This is a genomic window from Pantoea sp. JZ29 (assembly GCF_035190385.1).
GTDB classification, from domain to species: domain Bacteria; phylum Pseudomonadota; class Gammaproteobacteria; order Enterobacterales; family Enterobacteriaceae; genus Pantoea; species Pantoea stewartii.
Genome location: NZ_CP045241.1, coordinates 3,038,995 through 3,055,627, shown reverse-complemented (window position 1 = coordinate 3,055,627; position 16,633 = coordinate 3,038,995). Strand labels below are relative to the sequence as shown.

14 protein-coding genes are annotated in these 16,633 nt (G+C 57.4%); 11 read left to right on the top strand and 3 right to left on the bottom strand.

From position 1 onward, the window contains the following. Positions 1–104 precede the first annotated feature (104 nt). From GC090_RS14195 to GC090_RS14165, 7 genes are all read left to right on the top strand, one after another. Positions 105–1,211, top strand: coding sequence for a suppressor of fused domain protein (locus GC090_RS14195; RefSeq protein WP_324020164.1), 1,107 nt, complete (start codon positions 105–107; stop codon positions 1,209–1,211). A gap of 177 nt (positions 1,212–1,388) precedes the next feature. Next, complete coding sequence (locus GC090_RS14190; RefSeq protein ID WP_185199878.1) at positions 1,389–3,284, top strand: methyl-accepting chemotaxis protein; 1,896 nt, start codon at positions 1,389–1,391, stop codon at positions 3,282–3,284. A 147-nt stretch (positions 3,285–3,431) separates the two neighbouring features. Next, complete coding sequence (gene idi / locus GC090_RS14185; RefSeq protein WP_185199725.1) at positions 3,432–3,965, top strand: isopentenyl-diphosphate Delta-isomerase; 534 nt, start codon at positions 3,432–3,434, stop codon at positions 3,963–3,965. A 231-nt stretch (positions 3,966–4,196) separates the two neighbouring features. Further along, on the top strand, positions 4,197–5,054 hold the full coding sequence (locus GC090_RS14180; protein WP_050504735.1) for a glycine betaine ABC transporter substrate-binding protein OsmF: 858 nt from the start codon (positions 4,197–4,199) through the stop codon (positions 5,052–5,054). A gap of 2 nt (positions 5,055–5,056) precedes the next feature. Beyond that, positions 5,057–6,232, top strand: coding sequence for an ABC transporter permease (locus GC090_RS14175; protein ID WP_205949953.1), 1,176 nt, complete (start codon positions 5,057–5,059; stop codon positions 6,230–6,232). Further along, positions 6,225–7,172 (top strand): ABC transporter ATP-binding protein, encoded by a 948-nt coding sequence (locus tag GC090_RS14170; protein ID WP_054687967.1) that lies wholly within the window; start codon positions 6,225–6,227, stop codon positions 7,170–7,172. The genes GC090_RS14175 and GC090_RS14170 overlap by 8 nt, the downstream gene beginning before the upstream one ends. Next, entirely contained in the window at positions 7,160–7,891 is a 732-nt protein-coding gene (locus GC090_RS14165) for an ABC transporter permease (protein ID WP_324020161.1), read from the top strand. The genes GC090_RS14170 and GC090_RS14165 overlap by 13 nt, the downstream gene beginning before the upstream one ends. Positions 7,892–8,063: 172 nt before the next feature. Here GC090_RS14165 and GC090_RS14155 read toward each other — a convergent pair whose 3' ends face one another. Then, on the bottom strand, positions 8,064–8,798 hold the full coding sequence (locus tag GC090_RS14155) for a MerR family transcriptional regulator (protein WP_324020159.1): 735 nt from the start codon (positions 8,796–8,798) through the stop codon (positions 8,064–8,066). A 147-nt stretch (positions 8,799–8,945) separates the two neighbouring features. Between GC090_RS14155 and GC090_RS14150 the strand changes: the two genes are divergently transcribed. The 4 genes from GC090_RS14150 (at position 8,946) to ybiB (ending at position 13,380) form a co-directional block, all read left to right on the top strand. After that, complete coding sequence (locus GC090_RS14150; protein ID WP_058701062.1) at positions 8,946–9,509, top strand: helix-turn-helix domain-containing protein; 564 nt, start codon at positions 8,946–8,948, stop codon at positions 9,507–9,509. Beyond that, positions 9,506–10,024, top strand: a complete 519-nt coding sequence (locus GC090_RS14145) for a GNAT family N-acetyltransferase (RefSeq protein WP_039341460.1) — start codon at positions 9,506–9,508, stop codon at positions 10,022–10,024. The genes GC090_RS14150 and GC090_RS14145 overlap by 4 nt, the downstream gene beginning before the upstream one ends. 197 nt (positions 10,025–10,221) lie before the next feature. Next, positions 10,222–12,384 (top strand): ATP-dependent DNA helicase DinG, encoded by a 2,163-nt coding sequence (gene dinG / locus GC090_RS14140; protein WP_058707633.1) that lies wholly within the window; start codon positions 10,222–10,224, stop codon positions 12,382–12,384. Between the two features lie 27 nt (positions 12,385–12,411). Continuing rightward, complete coding sequence (ybiB, locus tag GC090_RS14135) at positions 12,412–13,380, top strand: DNA-binding protein YbiB (protein WP_324020157.1); 969 nt, start codon at positions 12,412–12,414, stop codon at positions 13,378–13,380. Here the strand turns inward: ybiB and GC090_RS14130 are convergent. Further along, complete coding sequence (locus GC090_RS14130) at positions 13,377–14,540, bottom strand: M20 aminoacylase family protein (RefSeq protein ID WP_033737697.1); 1,164 nt, start codon at positions 14,538–14,540, stop codon at positions 13,377–13,379. The two genes, ybiB and GC090_RS14130, sit on opposite strands and share 4 nt — an antisense overlap. Positions 14,541–14,950: 410 nt before the next feature. Beyond that, positions 14,951–16,633, bottom strand: a complete 1,683-nt coding sequence (gene hutU / locus GC090_RS14125; RefSeq protein ID WP_039341453.1) for a urocanate hydratase — start codon at positions 16,631–16,633, stop codon at positions 14,951–14,953.

Here is a 16,633-nt window from a genome sequence, read left to right as displayed (position 1 = left end):
GGACCTCACCACTTTGAGAGTTTTACCCTTGTCTGACATGGCGACAGGCATGATCCTGCTCTATCCTCGGGGAAAATGGATTCCTCAAGCACGAATGAGGCGCTATGACGTACCAAACACTGATTGCCGAAGCCCACAATCAGCAGCGCACCCTGACGGCCATTGTCGAACAGGATGCGCGTACTGCTTATTTCTATATCTGGCCCACTGACCTGTTTCGTAGCCAGTTTGCGGTGCGGGGCTGCTGGTTACGTAACCTCCTGCCCGCGCCGGTTGAGGACGATCACCAGGCGATGGCGCAGGGCATTGCCCCCCTGTTAAGTGCCGAATACTGTCGTAACCTGGAAGCGGAGCCGCCGCTGGATCCGGCCGGGCTGCAAATACTCTGGGAACCGGGCGACGCGGGCGCAGCACTCTGGTACTACGGTCAGCTTCTTGCCGTGATCCCGGGCTGGAGTCTTTATCAGGATAAGCAGGTCAGTTTTTCTGCAGGCTGTATTAAAAAGAACCGGCTGACCGCACCCCTGGGTTCGGCGTCCACTAACCATTATTACGCCCTGGCCGAACAGCAACGGCAGTTCTGGCGTGAATGGCATGACGGCAGCGAATGGGACAAGGTACAGCAGGATCTGATGACCTGTTATCAGGCGCAGTTTGGCGAGTCGGTAAAATACTACGCGATCGATCAAGGCAACTGGCCGCCAATGGCGCTGTCGCAGCATTATCACAACGGCATCTGGTATTTTCTGACGCTGGGGATGAGTATTCGTCCCATGCCGCAGGTGGATTTTCTGTTTGATGAACTGGCACCGCACTATCGCCGGGCAGAGCTGGGGATGGCTGTTGATGGCGAGGTGATGACGGAGAGCAATGCGGTGCAAATGGCCAGTGCGCTGGCAGAATTTGTGCATTTACCATGGGCGCGCCTCACCTGGCTCGGCGAAGGCCATACGCTGGCTTCGGAAGTGGCTCCTGTGGGATTTGAAAGCTATCTGTTAGCCAACGAGCTGGCACCGGAAAGCGCGCAGTTTGTCCTGCCGAGGCGCGATGGCGACAGGCCAACGTTACTGTGGGCCACGCCGGTAACCGAAGCGGAGCGTCAGTTTGCACAGGGTGAACCCCAGGGCGGGCAACAACTGCGTGAACGCCTTTCCGCTGGCGGAAATACCCATATTTTCCGGCCACGCGAGCAGGTCGTCGAGGCGGGATAAGCCGCGCAATCGGGTGCGCCTGCCGCCAGGGGTAAGAAAGTTACGCACCTGGCGCAATTAAATATCTTTGTTGTTAAATGACTTGTTAAATTTGTGATCTAGTCTACTCAAGTTCCCCTTTGCTGTGCCGTTAACCCGGATCAGGCAATGGCGCCACAAAAGGTCAGGGGAACAATGATGTTAAAGACCACGCAATCCCGCTTCACCGCAACACTTATCGGCTTCTTTGTTGCGTTAATGTTGGTCACTATCTGGGTAATTAATCAGTTTGTTGCGCCTCAACTGGTGGAAAATGAAAGCCGCCTGATTCGTTATCAGGTGGATTCACTGGCTACCGGCATTGTTGAGCAAATGAACCGTGTGCAGGCACAGCAACGCGCCATCACCGAGGCTGCGGCCGTCATCGACAGCGCGGCGATCGACACCTTATTACCGGCGCTGGTCAACCAGTATCAGGACAGCAACGTCTTTGGCGGCGGTATCTGGCCCTTACCTAATCGTCGCGAAGCCGGAAAAGAGAAAGACAGCAGCTTTTTCGCGCGCGATGCCAGCAATAAGCTGCAGGTGAATACCTACTGGAACTCTGAGGCGGCTGACAAATACTGGGAGCAGCCCTGGTACAAAGACGGGATGGCTGCACCAAAAGGGCAGTGCGCCTGGGCTAAGGCTTATCAGGATGCCGCCAGCCCACAGCCGCGTACCAACTGTGCGATGGCCATCTACCGCGACGGTTCCATCTGGGGCGTCTCAACCATCGACGTTACGTTGGGTTTTTTCAACCAACTGGCTAAAAAAATGGGCGAGGCGATTCATGGAGACGTACTGATCGTTGAGTCTGACGGCAAAGTGGTCGGCAACGCAGCGCTGGCGAACGGTACGCCGAAACTTGAGAACCTGAGCGATCTGCAGAATCCAATGGCTGGGCCATTGAAAACCCTGCTGGCTCACGCAGGCACCCAGCCGACAGAAACCACTTACAATAGTCATGACGGTGAACAGACGCTGTTTTTACAGGCTATTCCGGGCAGCCCGTGGTATCTGGCCAGTAGCGTTCCGAGCAGCCTCCTGAAAGCACAGTCCCACAACATGCTGATGCGTCTGGGCCTGGTACAGATCCCGCTGGCAGTTATTCTGTTACTGGTGCTGTTAGGCTTTGTCCGCGCGATGATGAAGCGCCTGAGAATGCTGAATCAAAATATTGAAGCCTTGTCGACAGGCGGTGCGGATTTGACCCAGCGCCTGCCGGCCAGCAACAGCCCGGAATTCAACGCGGTGGCACAGAGCTTCAATAATTTTATCAGCTACCTGCAAGGGTTAATGCAGCAGGTTGGCAGCAGCGCCCTGGCCATTTCAGCCGCATCACGTGAAATTGCCAGCGGTAATACGAATCTGTCGTCACGGACGGAAGATCAGGCCAGCTCGATTGTTGAGACGGCGGCCTCAATGGAACAGCTGACCGGCACCGTGCGTCAGAACGCCGATAACGCCACACATGCGAACCAGCTGGCCGGTGAGGCGTCACAGGTGGCGGCACGTGGCACAGAGGTGGTTCGGCAGGTCGTCAGCACCATGGGTGAAATCCATCACTCTTCACGTAAAGTCGTGGATATCATTAGCGTGATCGACAGCATTGCCTTCCAGACCAATATCCTGGCGCTGAACGCCGCCGTTGAAGCGGCGCGTGCCGGAGAACAGGGCCGGGGCTTTGCCGTGGTGGCATCAGAAGTCCGTAACCTGGCGCAACGTTCCGCTAACTCCGCCCGTGAGATCAAAAAACTCATCGAAGAGTCCGTAGCCAATATCGATGCGGGTAGCCAGTTGGTCGAGCAGGCCGGGCAGACGATGGACGAACTGGTGCAGGGCGTCAGCAGCGTGACCACCCTGATGAGCGAGATTATGGCGGCCAGCCGTGAGCAGAGCATGGGCATTGAGCAGGTTAATGTGGCCATCAACCAGCTAGACAGCACCACACAGCAAAACGCCGTGCTGGTTGAAGAAGTCTCTTCAGCCGCCCAGGCGATGGAAGCGCAAAGTCTGCAACTGGAACAGGTTGTGAAAAGCTTTAAACTGTAACGCCCATCGGGCCAGCCTCCGCTGGCCCGATATTTTTGCCGATCGGCTTCACCCTCTGACAGATTTGTGCATAAACAGCACAATTTTATCCCCTCAACCTCGCCGATCTTGTGCCAGAATGATGAGGAACACATTCAAGGAATCCTCATGTCTGCTATTGAAGTCATCCTCGTCGACCATCTTGATCGCCCCACTGGCAAAATGGAAAAGCTGGAAGTACATGAAAAAGGATTACTGCACCGTGCCGTGACGGTGTATGTTTTTAACGCCCGTCAGGAATTGCTGCTTCAGCGTCGCGCCAGCGATAAATACCATTGCGGCGGCCTCTGGAGTAATACCTGCTGCGGCCATCCTTATCCTCATGAGTCGACTAAAGACGCGGCTGAACGTCGGTTACGTGAAGAAATGGGCATGACCTTGTCGCTGACGCCGATCTTCGAACTGAGCTACAACCTGCCCCTGAGTAATGGTCTGACAGAGCATGAATACGGCCATGTGTTTTTTGCGGTCAGCGATGAGCTGCCTCAGCTTAATCCGCAGGAGGCCGACGCTTTCGACTACCGTTCGATGCAGGATATCGCCCGGCAAATGCAGCAGCAGCCGCAGCAGTTTACGCCCTGGTTTCTTCATACGTTCCCGCGTATTCCTGCCTACCTTGAGCATTTCACTGTCCCGGCATAACGATCTCGCCCTGGCTGATGTGGTCAGGGCCGGTTTCGTCACAAAACCCATCGCGCAACGCTGTTGCCAGGCTACGCTTTTATTGCAATGAATAAAAACGGTGGGGTGCCCGTGCGCGTTTCGCAGTGCTGACAACCAACGGCGACTCCAGGTGAATAACGTGATAAGGAAAGCAACATGGCAACTATTCGCGGTTGGGCGGGCATCGGTGCAGTAGTGTTTAGTCTCGGGATGGCGCATGCGGCCGAACCGGTTCGTGTCGGTTCCAAGATTGATACCGAAGGCTCACTGTTGGGAAATGTGATTCTGCTGGTGCTGGAAAAGCATGGTGTCAAAACCGTGAATAAAATCCAGTTGGGCGCCACCCAGGTGGTACGCGGTGCCATTACGGCGGGGGAACTGGATATCTACCCGGAATACACCGGTAATGGCGCGTTCTTTTTTAACGACGAAAAAGACAGTGCCTGGAAGAATGCCCGTCAGGGTTATGAGAAGGTCAAAAAGCTGGATGCAGAGAAAAATCACCTGATCTGGCTGACGCCCGCGCCCGCCAATAACACCTGGACCATTGCGGTGCGCAATGATGTGGCCGAAAAAAATCAGCTTAATTCACTACAGGACCTGAGCGCTTACCTCAAAAAAGGCGGTACGTTTAAGCTGGCTGCCTCGGCGGAATTTATTGAACGCAGCGATGCGTTGCCGGCCTTTGAAAAAGCCTATGACTTTACGCTTAAGCAGGATCAACTGTTGTCGCTGGCAGGCGGCGATACGGCGGTAACTATCGGTGCGGCCGCCCAGCAAACCTCCGGGGTAAATGCGGCCATGGCCTACGGCACGGATGGCCCGGTTGCCGCGCTGGGCCTGAAAACCCTGAGCGATCCCAAAGGCGTGCAGCCCATCTATGCGCCCACACCCGTTGTACGTGAAGCGGTGCTCAAAGCCTATCCGCAAATGGATGCCTGGCTAAAACCGGCGTTCAGTGCACTTGACGAAAAAACATTGCAACAGCTCAACGCCAAAATTGCTGTGGAAGGGCAGGATGCCAGCAGTGTGGCAAAAGCGTGGCTGCAACAGCAAAAGCTGCTGTAACGGTGTCGCTTACGCGGTCGGTCATCAACTGGCCCTGGCGACAGCCTGTGGCTCTGGTCCTTGTTTTGCTCCTGAGTCTGGTGCTGGGCGGGCTGCCGTTTGTCATTGTGGCGGCCAACCGGCTGGTCAGCGGCCAGTCCCTGATGCTCTGGCAAACCGCACACGGCAGCCTGGTGCTCCCGCTGTGGCTGATGCTGGTGGCACTGTTATGGATACGATCGTCTTCCCTGCGCAGCGCCCTGCAATTCCTCACCGCCGCCCTGCTGTTGGCGGCGCTGACTGGCGTGTGCGGCGATCAGGCAACATGGGTGGCGGAGCAGGGTAGCCGGCTCGCGCGTACCCGGTTTGCCAGCGGCATGTGGTGTGCAAGTGCCATTACGCTACTGCTCATCACGGATACGGTGCGTCAGTTAACCAAACATAAGCGCTGGCAGCTCGTGCTGAATCTGTCGGTCTGGATCATCCCTCTGTTTCTGCTGTTCAGCGGTCAACTTTCACAGCTGTCTCTGCTTAAAGAATATGCCAGTCGTGAGGCGGTGTTCGATGCCGCTTTACTGCGCCATCTGACGTTATTAGTCGGCACCGTTCTGCCTGCCTTACTCATCGCGTTGCCGCTTGGCATAGCGCTCTACCGACGGCCTGGCTGGCAAAGCAGTGTGTTTGGCGTACTGAATGTCGTTCAGACAGTGCCCTCAGTGGCGTTGTTTGGTTTACTGATTGCCCCGCTGGCGGCGCTGGCAAAACGTGTTCCCCTGGCAGGTGAATGGGGCATCAGCGGCATTGGGATGGCGCCCGCGATCATCGCCCTGGTGCTCTATGCGCTGTTGCCGCTTGTGCGCAATGTGGTGACCGGTCTGCAACAGGTGCCTCCGGACGTGCGCGAAACTGCGCGCGGCATGGGACTGAGTCGCCGCCAGCAGTTCCTTGCCGTTGACGTCCCCCTGGCGTTGCCAGTGTGGCTGGCAGGATTACGTGTGGTGGTGGTGCAGACGCTGGGCATGGCGGTGATCGCGGCGCTGATTGGCGCAGGCGGATTCGGCGCCATTATTTTCCAGGGATTGCTGAGCAATGCGCTGGATCTGGTGCTGTTAGGCGTGATCCCGGTCATTGCGCTGGCGGTCATGCTGGATGCGTTATTTCGGGTAGTGATAGCCCTGCTGGAGCGAAGCGATGATTGAGTTTGAGCGCGTCACAAAATACTTTGCGGGCCAGGCGGCGGTGAAAAATCTTTCTCTGACGCTTGCCGAGGGAAGCTTTAGCGTTCTGTTGGGTACGTCGGGTTCCGGCAAGTCGACCACGCTGAAAATGATTAACCGCCTGGTGGAGTACGATCAGGGCGATATTCGCTTTCGGGGGACGTCGATTCGTCAGCTGGATGCGCAGGCCCTGCGCCGACAAATGGGCTATGCGATTCAGTCGACGGGGTTATTTCCCCACTGGACGATCGAAAAGAATATTGCCACCGTGCCCGCCTTGCTTGGCTGGCCGAATGCACGCCGCCAGGCACGAATTGCGGAACTCATGACGCTACTGAATCTGGATCCGGCCTTATTGCGTCGCTATCCGCATCAGCTTTCCGGCGGGCAGCAGCAGCGCGTCGGGGTTGCCCGGGCGCTGGCAGCCGATCCCCAGGTGTTACTGATGGATGAACCGTTTGGTGCACTGGATCCGGTAACGCGCAGCGCGCTACAACAGGAAATGTTACGTATCCATCAGGTCTCCGGCTGCACGATTGTGTTGGTGACGCATGATATTGATGAAGCCCTGACGCTGGCCGACAACATCGTGCTGCTCCATGACGGTGAGATCGTTCAGCAGGGGAAACCGCTGACGTTGCTGACCCGGCCAGGCAACGATTTTGTCCGGGATTTTTTTGGCCGCAGTGAAAGAGGACTGCGGCTACTGGCGCTCGGCCAGGTCGGCAGCGTGGTGCGTCATGGCGAATGGCTGGAAGCTGAACCGCTCAGGGCAGATCTGACGTTACGTGAGGCGCTGTCGCAGTTTATCAGTCGCGGCACCGATAAATTGCCGGTAGTCGATGGCGATCACCGCCCGCTTGGTGTGCTTCACTTCGCTGACCTGCTGCATCATGCGGAGACGGGCCGATGCGACGGTTAGCCGATCCGCTGCTGTGGCTGGTGCTGCTCTATCTGGGACTGCTCTGGGCGATGCCCTACAGTGGCCCGCTGTTTGCCGCCTGGTTTCCTGAACTTGCGCGCCCACTCTACCAGCAGGACAGTTTCTGGCAACTCACCCTGGCGCACCTGTTTTTAGTGGTCGTAGCCAGTCTGCTGGCAACCGTTATCGGCGTCGGCTGTGGCGTACTGGCGACGCGTCGCAGTGGTCGCGCTTTCCGCCCTCTGCTGGAAACCATTGCGGCAGCCGGTCAGACCAGCCCGCCTGTGGCCGTGCTGGCCATTGCGATACCGGTGATGGGATTTGGCGCCTGGCCCGCGATCGTGGCATTACTGCTCTATGGTTTGCTGCCCATCCTTCAGGGCACCTTAGCAGGGCTGGACAACGTGCCTGCCAGCAGCCGGGAGATTGCCGTAGGGGTGGGAATGAGCCGTTGGCAGCGCTTATGGCAGGTGGAGCTCGCCCTGGCCGCGCCGGTGATTATTGCGGGAATGCGCACGTCGGTGATTATCAATATCGGTACGGCAGCCATCGCCTCTACCGTAGGGGCAAAAAGCCTGGGATCGCCCATCATTATTGGATTAAGCGGCTTTAATACCGCCTATGTGCTGCAGGGCGCTTTACTGGTCGCACTGTTGGCGATTGTCTGCGATCGCCTGTTTGAACGGCTACAGCGCAGATTTAGCGTGAATGGACGATGAGCGAATAGCCAACCAGCATCAGCCCACTGGTTCCGCCAAGCGCCAGAATAGCAAACAGCGTGGCGAAAAAGGTTTTTTTCCAGTTCATAAATAACCTGAAGGTGTTGATGTGAAGGCGGGGATGATAGCGCGCGCAAGGCAGCCGTCATAGTGCCGAGCGTGCGTTTTTGTGTCAGTGAGCCTCATGCAAAAGAACAGAGAATCCCTGCTCCTGCCAGTGCGACAGTTGTTCCTGCTGACGACGCGTCAGTTTTTTCCCCGTAAAAACAAACATATTCAGCCCGGGAAACAGCTCCGGTCGCGGAACATCCAGCGGTTCTGACAGCACATCAATCCGCCAGCCGTGCTGGGATAACCGCCAGCCTTCCAGCCAGATGCGGGTTCGATCCTCAATGCCCCAGCCAATGATCAGCGCTTCCTTGCCTGCCTTTTTGCGATTACTGGCAAGACAGAACGCCACATAGTCGATCAGAATGCCGTCCAGCAGGCTGCACATCGTGCGGGCCGTATTCTGATCAAGGCTGAGTTTTTGCCTTACGGGCATAAAAACATGATCGATCAACGAATCGACTGCATATTCGCGGCCAATTAAGGCGATTTTATTGCGTAGCTTTGCCGGTCTTACATGGCGCAGTATGCTGATAAGCTCGTCCTGCATGGTCGTCCAGCCATCATGCGTATCAACATCGCCGCCTTCCAGTAGGGCTTTTACCTTGCCTACCGGGACTCCACTCTCAATCCAGCGCATAATTTCCTGGATGCGCTGAACATCTTCTTCATCGAACTGTCGATGACCGCCTTCAGTACGTTGTGGTTTCAATAATCCATAACGTCGTTGCCAGGCGCGTAAGGTAACCGGATTTATGCCACAGCGCTCGGCGACGTCGCCGATACTGTATAAGGTCATATTTACCTCTTTCACTGACCTGAATGAAACCACCATAGCGAAGCCTGTTAAGTTGTACAACCAATTTTTAAATGTACAACTTGACGGCTGCGCTTAAATGGTGTCCTATCTCAATTGTGAGAATTAAATTTCATAATAGAGATAAAAATGGCTGCTGATAATACTGAACAACGCCTCGCGGCTCGCCTGGCAGAACTGCGCATAAAACAGGGCTGGTCACTGGATGAGTTATCCACCGCAACAGGCATTAGCCGGGCAACATTATCGCGTATTGAGCGCGCTGAAACCAGTCCAACGGCTGCTCTCCTGAACCGCTTATGCGTCGCTTACAGTTTAACAATGTCACGCCTGTTGAGCGAAGTTGAAGAAGGTAACGATCTGCTGATTCCACGCGATCGCCAACCGGTCTGGCAGGACGAAGCCAGCGGTTTTATTCGCCGTAACGTATCGCCGCCTGCGGCCACCTTCCGATGTGAGCTTATTGAGGGAACGCTGCGACCGGGTGCCCGTATTGATTATAATGCGCCGCCCGTGCAGGGCATGGAGCAGCATATCTGGCTGCGACAAGGGCAACTGACGGTAACGATGGGCGCGCAGAGCTGGACACTCGGTGCGGGCGACAGCCTGCGTTTCCATCTTACGGGCGCATCCGGCTTTCAGGCGCATCTGACTGAGGGTGCGCGTTACCTGCTGGTGGTATGTAAACCATGACACTCTATGAATCACTCAGCGCCGGTGCGGCGCACCAGGCGTTAAGCGAGCTGGTCGAGGTTTTACAGGCCTGTGTCGCCGACGGGGCCAGCGTCGGGTTTATCGATCCCGATGACCGGGCGGCCATTCATCAGTTCTGGCAACGTCAGCTTGCCGGACTGGAACAGGGCCAAAGTGAGCTGCTGGTCGCCCGTCAGCATGGCACGGTTGTCGCGACGGTTATGCTGAACGCGAGCGCAATGCCGAATGGCCGACACCGGGCCGAGATCAGTAAATTATTAGTGCATCCCCGCGCGCGGCGGCAGGGCATTGCACGCCAGTTAATGCAGCAGGCAGAGCAGCGGGCACGCCAGCAGGGGAAACGCTTACTGGTGCTGGACACGCGGCGTGGCGATGTCGCCAGCGAGCTTTACCTGGCGCTGAACTGGCAGGTGGCCGGATTTATTCCTCTCTATGCGGAATCCATTCACGGTGAGATGGACGCGACCACGGTGATGTTTAAGCTGCTGACGTAGCGGATGTGCTGCGAGAGTGCGCCGGGTCAACGGGATCGGCAATCAAACATGCACTGCGCCGCGCGGTTTGTCCGGTGCTCAGCCCGCTCGCCTCGCCGCCCGTTTCTGAAGCGGGCACGAAAAAACAGACCTGAAAGCTGACGACACCGCAATACTGTGTAAAAATACAGGCCAATGAGTAACACGGTAATCTGAACATGGCCCTGACAGCAGCAATAAAAAGCCAGATAGCACAGTGGTACAAAGCGCTGCAGCAACAGGTGCCCGATTTTATTCCTCGCCCGGCCCAGCGTCAGATGATTGCTGAGGTGGCAAAATGCCTGTCGGGTGATGACGGTCGTCACCTGGCCGTGGAAGCGCCTACGGGCGTGGGCAAAACTCTTTCTTATCTGATCCCCGGTATCGCCGTCAGCCGTGCCGAAGAGAAACGGCTGGTGATCAGCACGGCCAACGTGGCCTTGCAGGATCAAATCTTCAGCAAAGACTTGCCGTTGCTGAAAAAAATCATTCCGGATTTAACCTTTACGGCGGCCTTTGGGCGGGGACGTTACGTCTGCCCGCGTAACCTGGCTGCGCTGGTGGCGGATGATCATCAGCAGGCTGATTTGCTGTTCTACCTGGATGATGACGCGGTCAGCAGCACCAAAGACGAGCAGATCCTGTGCGGACGGCTGCAAAAGTCACTCGATCGCCATCAGTGGGATGGCCTGCGCGATCATAGCGATGAAAACGTCAGCGACAGCCTGTGGCAGCGCCTGTCGACGGATAAAGCCAGTTGTCTGGGCGTGCATTGTCGCTGGTATCGGGAGTGTCCGTTTTTTATCGCGCGACGTGAAATCGAGCAGGTCGATGTGGTGGTCGCCAACCACGCGCTGGTGATGGCGGCAATGGAAAATGAATCGGTATTGCCGCCCGCCAAAAACCTGATGCTGGTGGTGGATGAAGGCCACCATCTGCCCGACGTGGCGCGGGATGCGCTGGAGATGAGCGCGGATATCACGCCGGGCTGGACCAGCCTGCAGCTCGATCTGTTTGTCAAACTGGTCGAGGCGATAATGAGCCAGATGCGGCCCAAATCGCCGCCTCCGCTGGCCAGTTCTGAACGCCTGAAAGCGCACTGTGATGAACTGCGCGAGTTACTGACCGTGATAAGCGATGCATTGAGCCCGCTGTTACCCGCGCATAATCAGCCCGGCGAGTTTCGCTTTGTACTGGGCGCGTTGCCTGAGGATGTGCTGGCGCTGTGCGCGCGTCTGTTTAAGCTGAGCGATGCGCTGCGCGGGCTGGCAGAGGGACTGATCAACGCGCTGAGTGAACAAACCGGCAGCGTTGATCTGGTCCGTCTGCATCGCAATTTATTGCAGCTTAACCGCCACTTTGGCTGGTTTGAATCGGTCAGCAAACTGTGGCGGCTGGCCGCGATGGAGAAAGCCTCTGGCGCACCCGTCTCCAAATGGATTACCCGCGAGCTGCGTGAGGGGCAGGCACATCTCTTGTTTCACTGCGCAGGCATTCGCGTCTGCGATCAACTGGAAAAAATGCTGTGGCGAAAGATCCCGCATGTGGTGGTGACCTCTGCGACGCTGCGCTCATTAAACAGTTTTACCCGCCTGCAGGAGATGTCCGGGCTGAATGAAAAGGCCGGGGACCGCTTCGTGGCGCTGGACTCGCCGTTCAGCCACGTCGACCAGGGTAAGCTCGTCATCCCGCAGATGCGCTACGAGCCGCTGATGGCGAATGAAGCAGCCCATATCGCCGAGATGGCGGCCTTTTTTCGCCAGCAAATGCAGACCGATAAACACAAAGGCATTCTGGTCCTCTTTGCCAGCGGTCGGGCCATGCAGCAATTTGTCGAGGCGTTGCCCGAGTTGCGCCTGATGATGCTGGTGCAGGGCGATCAACCGCGTAGCCGGCTGATCGCCCTGCACCGTAAGCGGATAGAACAGGGCGAAACCAGCATTCTGATTGGTTTACAGTCCTTTGCCGAGGGGCTGGATTTAAAAGGCGAGCTGCTCAGCCAGGTGCACATTCATAAAATCGCTTTCCCGCCCATAGACAGTCCGGTAATTTTAACCGAGGGAGAGTGGCTAAAAAGTCTCAAACGCTATCCGTTTGAAGTGCAAAGCCTGCCCAGCGCCTCCTTTACGTTAATTCAGCAGGTCGGGCGCTTAATTCGCAGCCACCAGTGCTATGGCGAAATCGTGATTTACGATCGCCGTCTGCTGAGCAAAGCTTACGGTGCCCGGCTGTTAGCCGCGTTGCCCGTGTTCGCCATTGAACAACCGGTGACGCCTGAGCCTGAAGCCCTGAAGGCCCGATCCAAACCTGGCGCGCGCAAACCGCGTGCGACGCGGCGTTAAGTCGGTACCACTGAACGGAAACGAGTGATGGAACTGAATAAAATTATCAAAGAAGTCGGGCGTGGTAAGAACCATGCACGTGATATTGATTTCGACAGTGCCGTTGCACTTTACGGCGCTATGCTGGACGGCAGCGTACCGGATCTTGAAATGGGCAGTATTTTAATTGCCCTGCGTATCAAGGGCGAGGGCGAGGCGGAGATGCGCGGATTTTATCAGGCGATGCAGGCGCGTATGCTGCGCCTGCAGGCACCCGCAGGCCGTCCGATGCCCGTGGTCATTCCCAGCTATAACGGTGCGCGTCGTCAGGGCAATCTGACGCCCCTGCTGGCGCTGGTGCTGAACCGGCTGGGTTTGCCGGTGCTGGTTCACGGCGTCAGCGACGATGCGACGCGCATCACCAGCGAAGCGGTGTTTGCGGCGCTGGGCATCATGCCGGTCACCACTGCAGAGCAGGCACAGACGTTGCTCGACAAGGGCGAACTGGTGTTTATCACCATTGATCACCTCTGTCCGGCAATGGCAAAACAGCTGTCGCTGCGCTGGCGCATGGGCGTCCGCAACAGCGCCCATACGCTGGCAAAACTGGCCACCCCGTTTGGCGAACGCGAGGCGCTACGCCTGTCGAGCGTCTCGCATCCCGAATATGTGCCGCGGGTGGCAACGTTTTTTAATGATATCGATGCCCCGGCTATTTTGCTGAATGGTACAGAGGGCGAGGTTTACGCCAATCCGCAGCGCTGCCCGTCCATCAGCTACGTGGGCGGTGCTGGACAGCAGGCCGAGGTCTGGGTGGAGAGGCAGCCGGAAATCAGTGTAGCGCTGCCCGCGGACAAATCGGCAGAGGAGACCGCGCGCTGGACGCAGGAGGTGCTGAATCAGCAACGTCCACTGCCCGCCTCGCTGCGTCTGCAGATTGCCTGCTGCCTGCGTGCCAGCGGTGAGGCGGCGACGCTGCAGGCCGGTCTGGACAGGCTCGCGGCAGCGGGTTTTTAAGCGCGCGTCTGTGGCAGAGCCTGTTCCACCAGGTTCTGCCAGAACTGGATTCCGGTCGGAATCAGCGCATCATTGAAGTCATAATGGGCATTGTGCAGCGGTGCGGAGGGCGTTGCGCCATCGGCACCCAGCCAGAAGTAGGCGCCAGGGCAGGCTTCCAGCATACAGGCAAAGTCTTCCGAGGCCATGGACGGATTCACCTGCCAGCGCACCTGGCCTTCGCCGAAGGTACTAACGGCAACGTCATGCACCTGCTGAGCCGGGCCAGCATGATTCGCCGTTACCGGATAGCCGGGCAGCCAGTGAATGGCCCCACATACGCCAAAAGGTTTCGGCAGCGTCGTCACAAAATCATCAACAAGGGCATGAACCCGTTTGCGCACGTCGTCCTGCAGACAGCGCACCGTTCCGCGCAGAACAATCTGTTCCGGAATCACGTTAATCGCCTCACCGCCCTGAATCTGGGTGACGCTGACAACCGCAGATGACAGCGGCGACAGGCGACGTGAGGGAATAGTTTGCAGCGCCAGGATCAGTTCGGCGGCGACCACCATCGGATCGGCACCGCTCTCCGGCATGGCCGCATGGCAACTCTTACCGCTCAGGGTGATTTCAAAGGCGTCCAGCGAGGCCATCATTGCGCCGGGATTGACGGCCAGCGATCCCAGCGGTAAGCCCGGCCAGTTATGCATCGCGTAAACGGCATCCATCGGGAAGCGCGTAAATAAGCCCTCTTCAACCATTTTGCGTGCACCGCCCAGATTCTCTTCCGCCGGCTGAAAAATGAAATGCACAGTGCCGCTGAAGCGACGCGTAGCCGCCAGATGTTTTGCTGCCGCCAGCAAAATTGCCGTGTGACCATCATGGCCGCAGGCATGCATCACGCCGGGCCTGGCAGAGCGCCAGGCCGCATCACCTTTCTCGTTGATCGGCAGCGCATCCATATCCGCGCGCAGGCCGATAACCGGTCCGGCGCCATTTTCCAGCGTGCCCACCACGCCGGTGCCAGCCAGACCGCGAAACACCTGCAGGCCTGCAAGTTCCAGCTCCTGAGCGACCTTATCGCTGGTCTGATGTTCCTGATAACCCAGTTCAGGTTCGCGATGAAACTGATGGCGCCAGCGCAGCGCTTCGTCAAGCAGGGCAGGGGAAAGAGTCATGCAGTATCGCGCTCCATATCATTCAGGAAGCTTCACTTTAGAGATCTGACAGCGGTACGTCTATTACCGAAAAGGCGAAATGGGATGACAGGCTAAATCAAAATGGAATAAGTAATAAGCAAGTGTACAAAAATGCAGTCGTTTATGCCGGTTCTCGTTTCACGCACAGAAAGCCAATACCGATAAGGCTGTCTTCGCAGGACGGATCGGCCAGCAGGGGCACGGCACAGGCTCCCGGTAAGATCCATCGTACTCTGGCATTCGATGACGCCGTGGGTTCAACACGGTTTATGGGCGTATCATCCGGATTGTCCTAGGTTCATTACCGTCTGACGTGGCTCGATGTGACAGCAGGCTGGGGCTGTGCGGTTCCGGCATGGTGCTCGCCGGAACCGCGCGTTTTGATACCGTTATTGCATCGGTAAGTTCAGTCCGTGCTTTTGGGCACAGGTCTGCGCCAGTTCATAGCCGGCATCGGCATGGCGCATCACGCCAGTGGCGGGATCGTTCCACAGCACGCGGCCCAGACGCGCATCTGCCGCTTCACTGCCGTCACACACAATCACCACGCCGGCGTGCTGAGAGAAGCCCATGCCCACACCGCCGCCGTGGTGCAGACTGACCCAGGTCGCACCGCCCGCCGTGTTAAGCAGGGCGTTCAGTAATGGCCAGTCAGAGACCGCGTCCGAACCGTCTTTCATCGCTTCGGTTTCACGGTTGGGCGAAGCGACGGAACCGCAGTCGAGATGATCGCGGCCAATGACTATCGGCGCTTTCAACTCGCCGGTGCGCACCATGTCATTAAAGGCCAGCGCCGCAAGATGGCGTTCGCCCAGCCCCAGCCAGCAGATACGTGCCGGTAACCCCTGGAAAGCGATGCGTTCCTGCGCCATATCCAGCCAGCGATGCAGCGTTTTATGTTCAGGGAAGAGCGCTTTGAGTTTAGCGTCCGTTTTATAGATATCCTCCGGATCGCCAGACAGGGCCACCCAGCGAAACGGTCCTTTGCCCTCGCAAAACAGGGGACGGATATAGGCGGGCACAAAACCGGGGAAATCAAACGCGTTGCTGACACCTTCATCCAGCGCGACCTGGCGGATATTGTTGCCATAATCCACAGTAGGGATGCCCATGTGACAAAAGTCGAGCATCGCCTGCACATGCACCGCCATGGAGGCGCGGGCGGCTTTTTCTACGGCTTTAGGATTCGCCTTACGTTCCTGCTCCCAGCGCGACACATCCCAGTCAATCGGCAGATAGCCGTTGACGGGATCGTGCGCCGAGGTTTGATCGGTCACGATGTCCGGCTTCGGCCCACCGGCTTTGGCGCGTTTCACCAGCTCCGGCAGGATTTCTGCCGCGTTGCCTAACAGACCCACGGAGATTGCCTTTTTCGCCTGCGTGGCCGTGTGGATTAACGTCAGGGCTTCATCCAGCGAGGTGGCTTTGTGATCGACATAGCGGGTGCGTAAACGGAAATCGATACGCGATTCCTGACATTCAATGGCCAGCACGCAGGCCCCGGCCAGCACGCCGGCCAGCGGTTGGGCACCGCCCATGCCGCCTAATCCGGCCGTCAGGATCCAGCGTCCACTTAAATCATTGTTGTAATGCTGACGTCCGGCCTCGACAAACGTCTCGTAGGTGCCCTGTACAATCCCCTGCGCACCGATGTAAATCCAGGAACCGGCGGTCATCTGGCCGTACATCATCAGCCCGGCCTTATCGAGTTCATGGAAGTGATCCCAGTTGGCCCAGTGCGGCACCAGATTGGAATTAGCCAGCAGTACGCGTGGCGCATCCGCATGGGTGCGAAACACGCCAACCGGCTTGCCCGACTGGATCAGCAGGGTTTCGTCGGGTTGCAGCACCTGTAGCGAACGTAAAATTTGCTCAAAGCATGCCCAGTTCCGCGCGGCTTTACCAATCCCGCCATAGACCACCAGATCCTCCGGGCGCTCTGCCACATCGGGATCGAGGTTGTTCTGAATCATGCGGTAGGCCGCTTCAATCAACCAGTTTGCGCAGTGCAGTGTATTTCCACGCGGCGCACGAATCTCGCGTGCTACCACTTTTGCCAGGGTTTCGCTCAT

What these genes read in the sequence shown, in the direction of transcription:
- hutU (WP_039341453.1), bottom strand. Translation starts at nt 16,633, where the DNA reads ATGAGCGAAACCCTGGCAAAAGTGGTAGCACGCGAGATTCGTGCGCCG.
- GC090_RS14165 (WP_324020161.1), top strand. Translation starts at nt 7,160, where the DNA reads ATGCGACGGTTAGCCGATCCGCTGCTGTGGCTGGTGCTGCTCTATCTG.
- GC090_RS14130 (WP_033737697.1), bottom strand. Translation starts at nt 14,540, where the DNA reads ATGACTCTTTCCCCTGCCCTGCTTGACGAAGCGCTGCGCTGGCGCCAT.
- GC090_RS14155 (WP_324020159.1), bottom strand. Translation starts at nt 8,798, where the DNA reads ATGACCTTATACAGTATCGGCGACGTCGCCGAGCGCTGTGGCATAAAT.
- GC090_RS14190 (WP_185199878.1), top strand. Translation starts at nt 1,389, where the DNA reads ATGTTAAAGACCACGCAATCCCGCTTCACCGCAACACTTATCGGCTTC.
- GC090_RS14195 (WP_324020164.1), top strand. Translation starts at nt 105, where the DNA reads ATGACGTACCAAACACTGATTGCCGAAGCCCACAATCAGCAGCGCACC.
- dinG (WP_058707633.1), top strand. Translation starts at nt 10,222, where the DNA reads ATGGCCCTGACAGCAGCAATAAAAAGCCAGATAGCACAGTGGTACAAA.
- ybiB (WP_324020157.1), top strand. Translation starts at nt 12,412, where the DNA reads ATGGAACTGAATAAAATTATCAAAGAAGTCGGGCGTGGTAAGAACCAT.
- GC090_RS14180 (WP_050504735.1), top strand. Translation starts at nt 4,197, where the DNA reads ATGGCGCATGCGGCCGAACCGGTTCGTGTCGGTTCCAAGATTGATACC.
- idi (WP_185199725.1), top strand. Translation starts at nt 3,432, where the DNA reads ATGTCTGCTATTGAAGTCATCCTCGTCGACCATCTTGATCGCCCCACT.
- GC090_RS14170 (WP_054687967.1), top strand. Translation starts at nt 6,225, where the DNA reads ATGATTGAGTTTGAGCGCGTCACAAAATACTTTGCGGGCCAGGCGGCG.
- GC090_RS14150 (WP_058701062.1), top strand. Translation starts at nt 8,946, where the DNA reads ATGGCTGCTGATAATACTGAACAACGCCTCGCGGCTCGCCTGGCAGAA.
- GC090_RS14145 (WP_039341460.1), top strand. Translation starts at nt 9,506, where the DNA reads ATGACACTCTATGAATCACTCAGCGCCGGTGCGGCGCACCAGGCGTTA.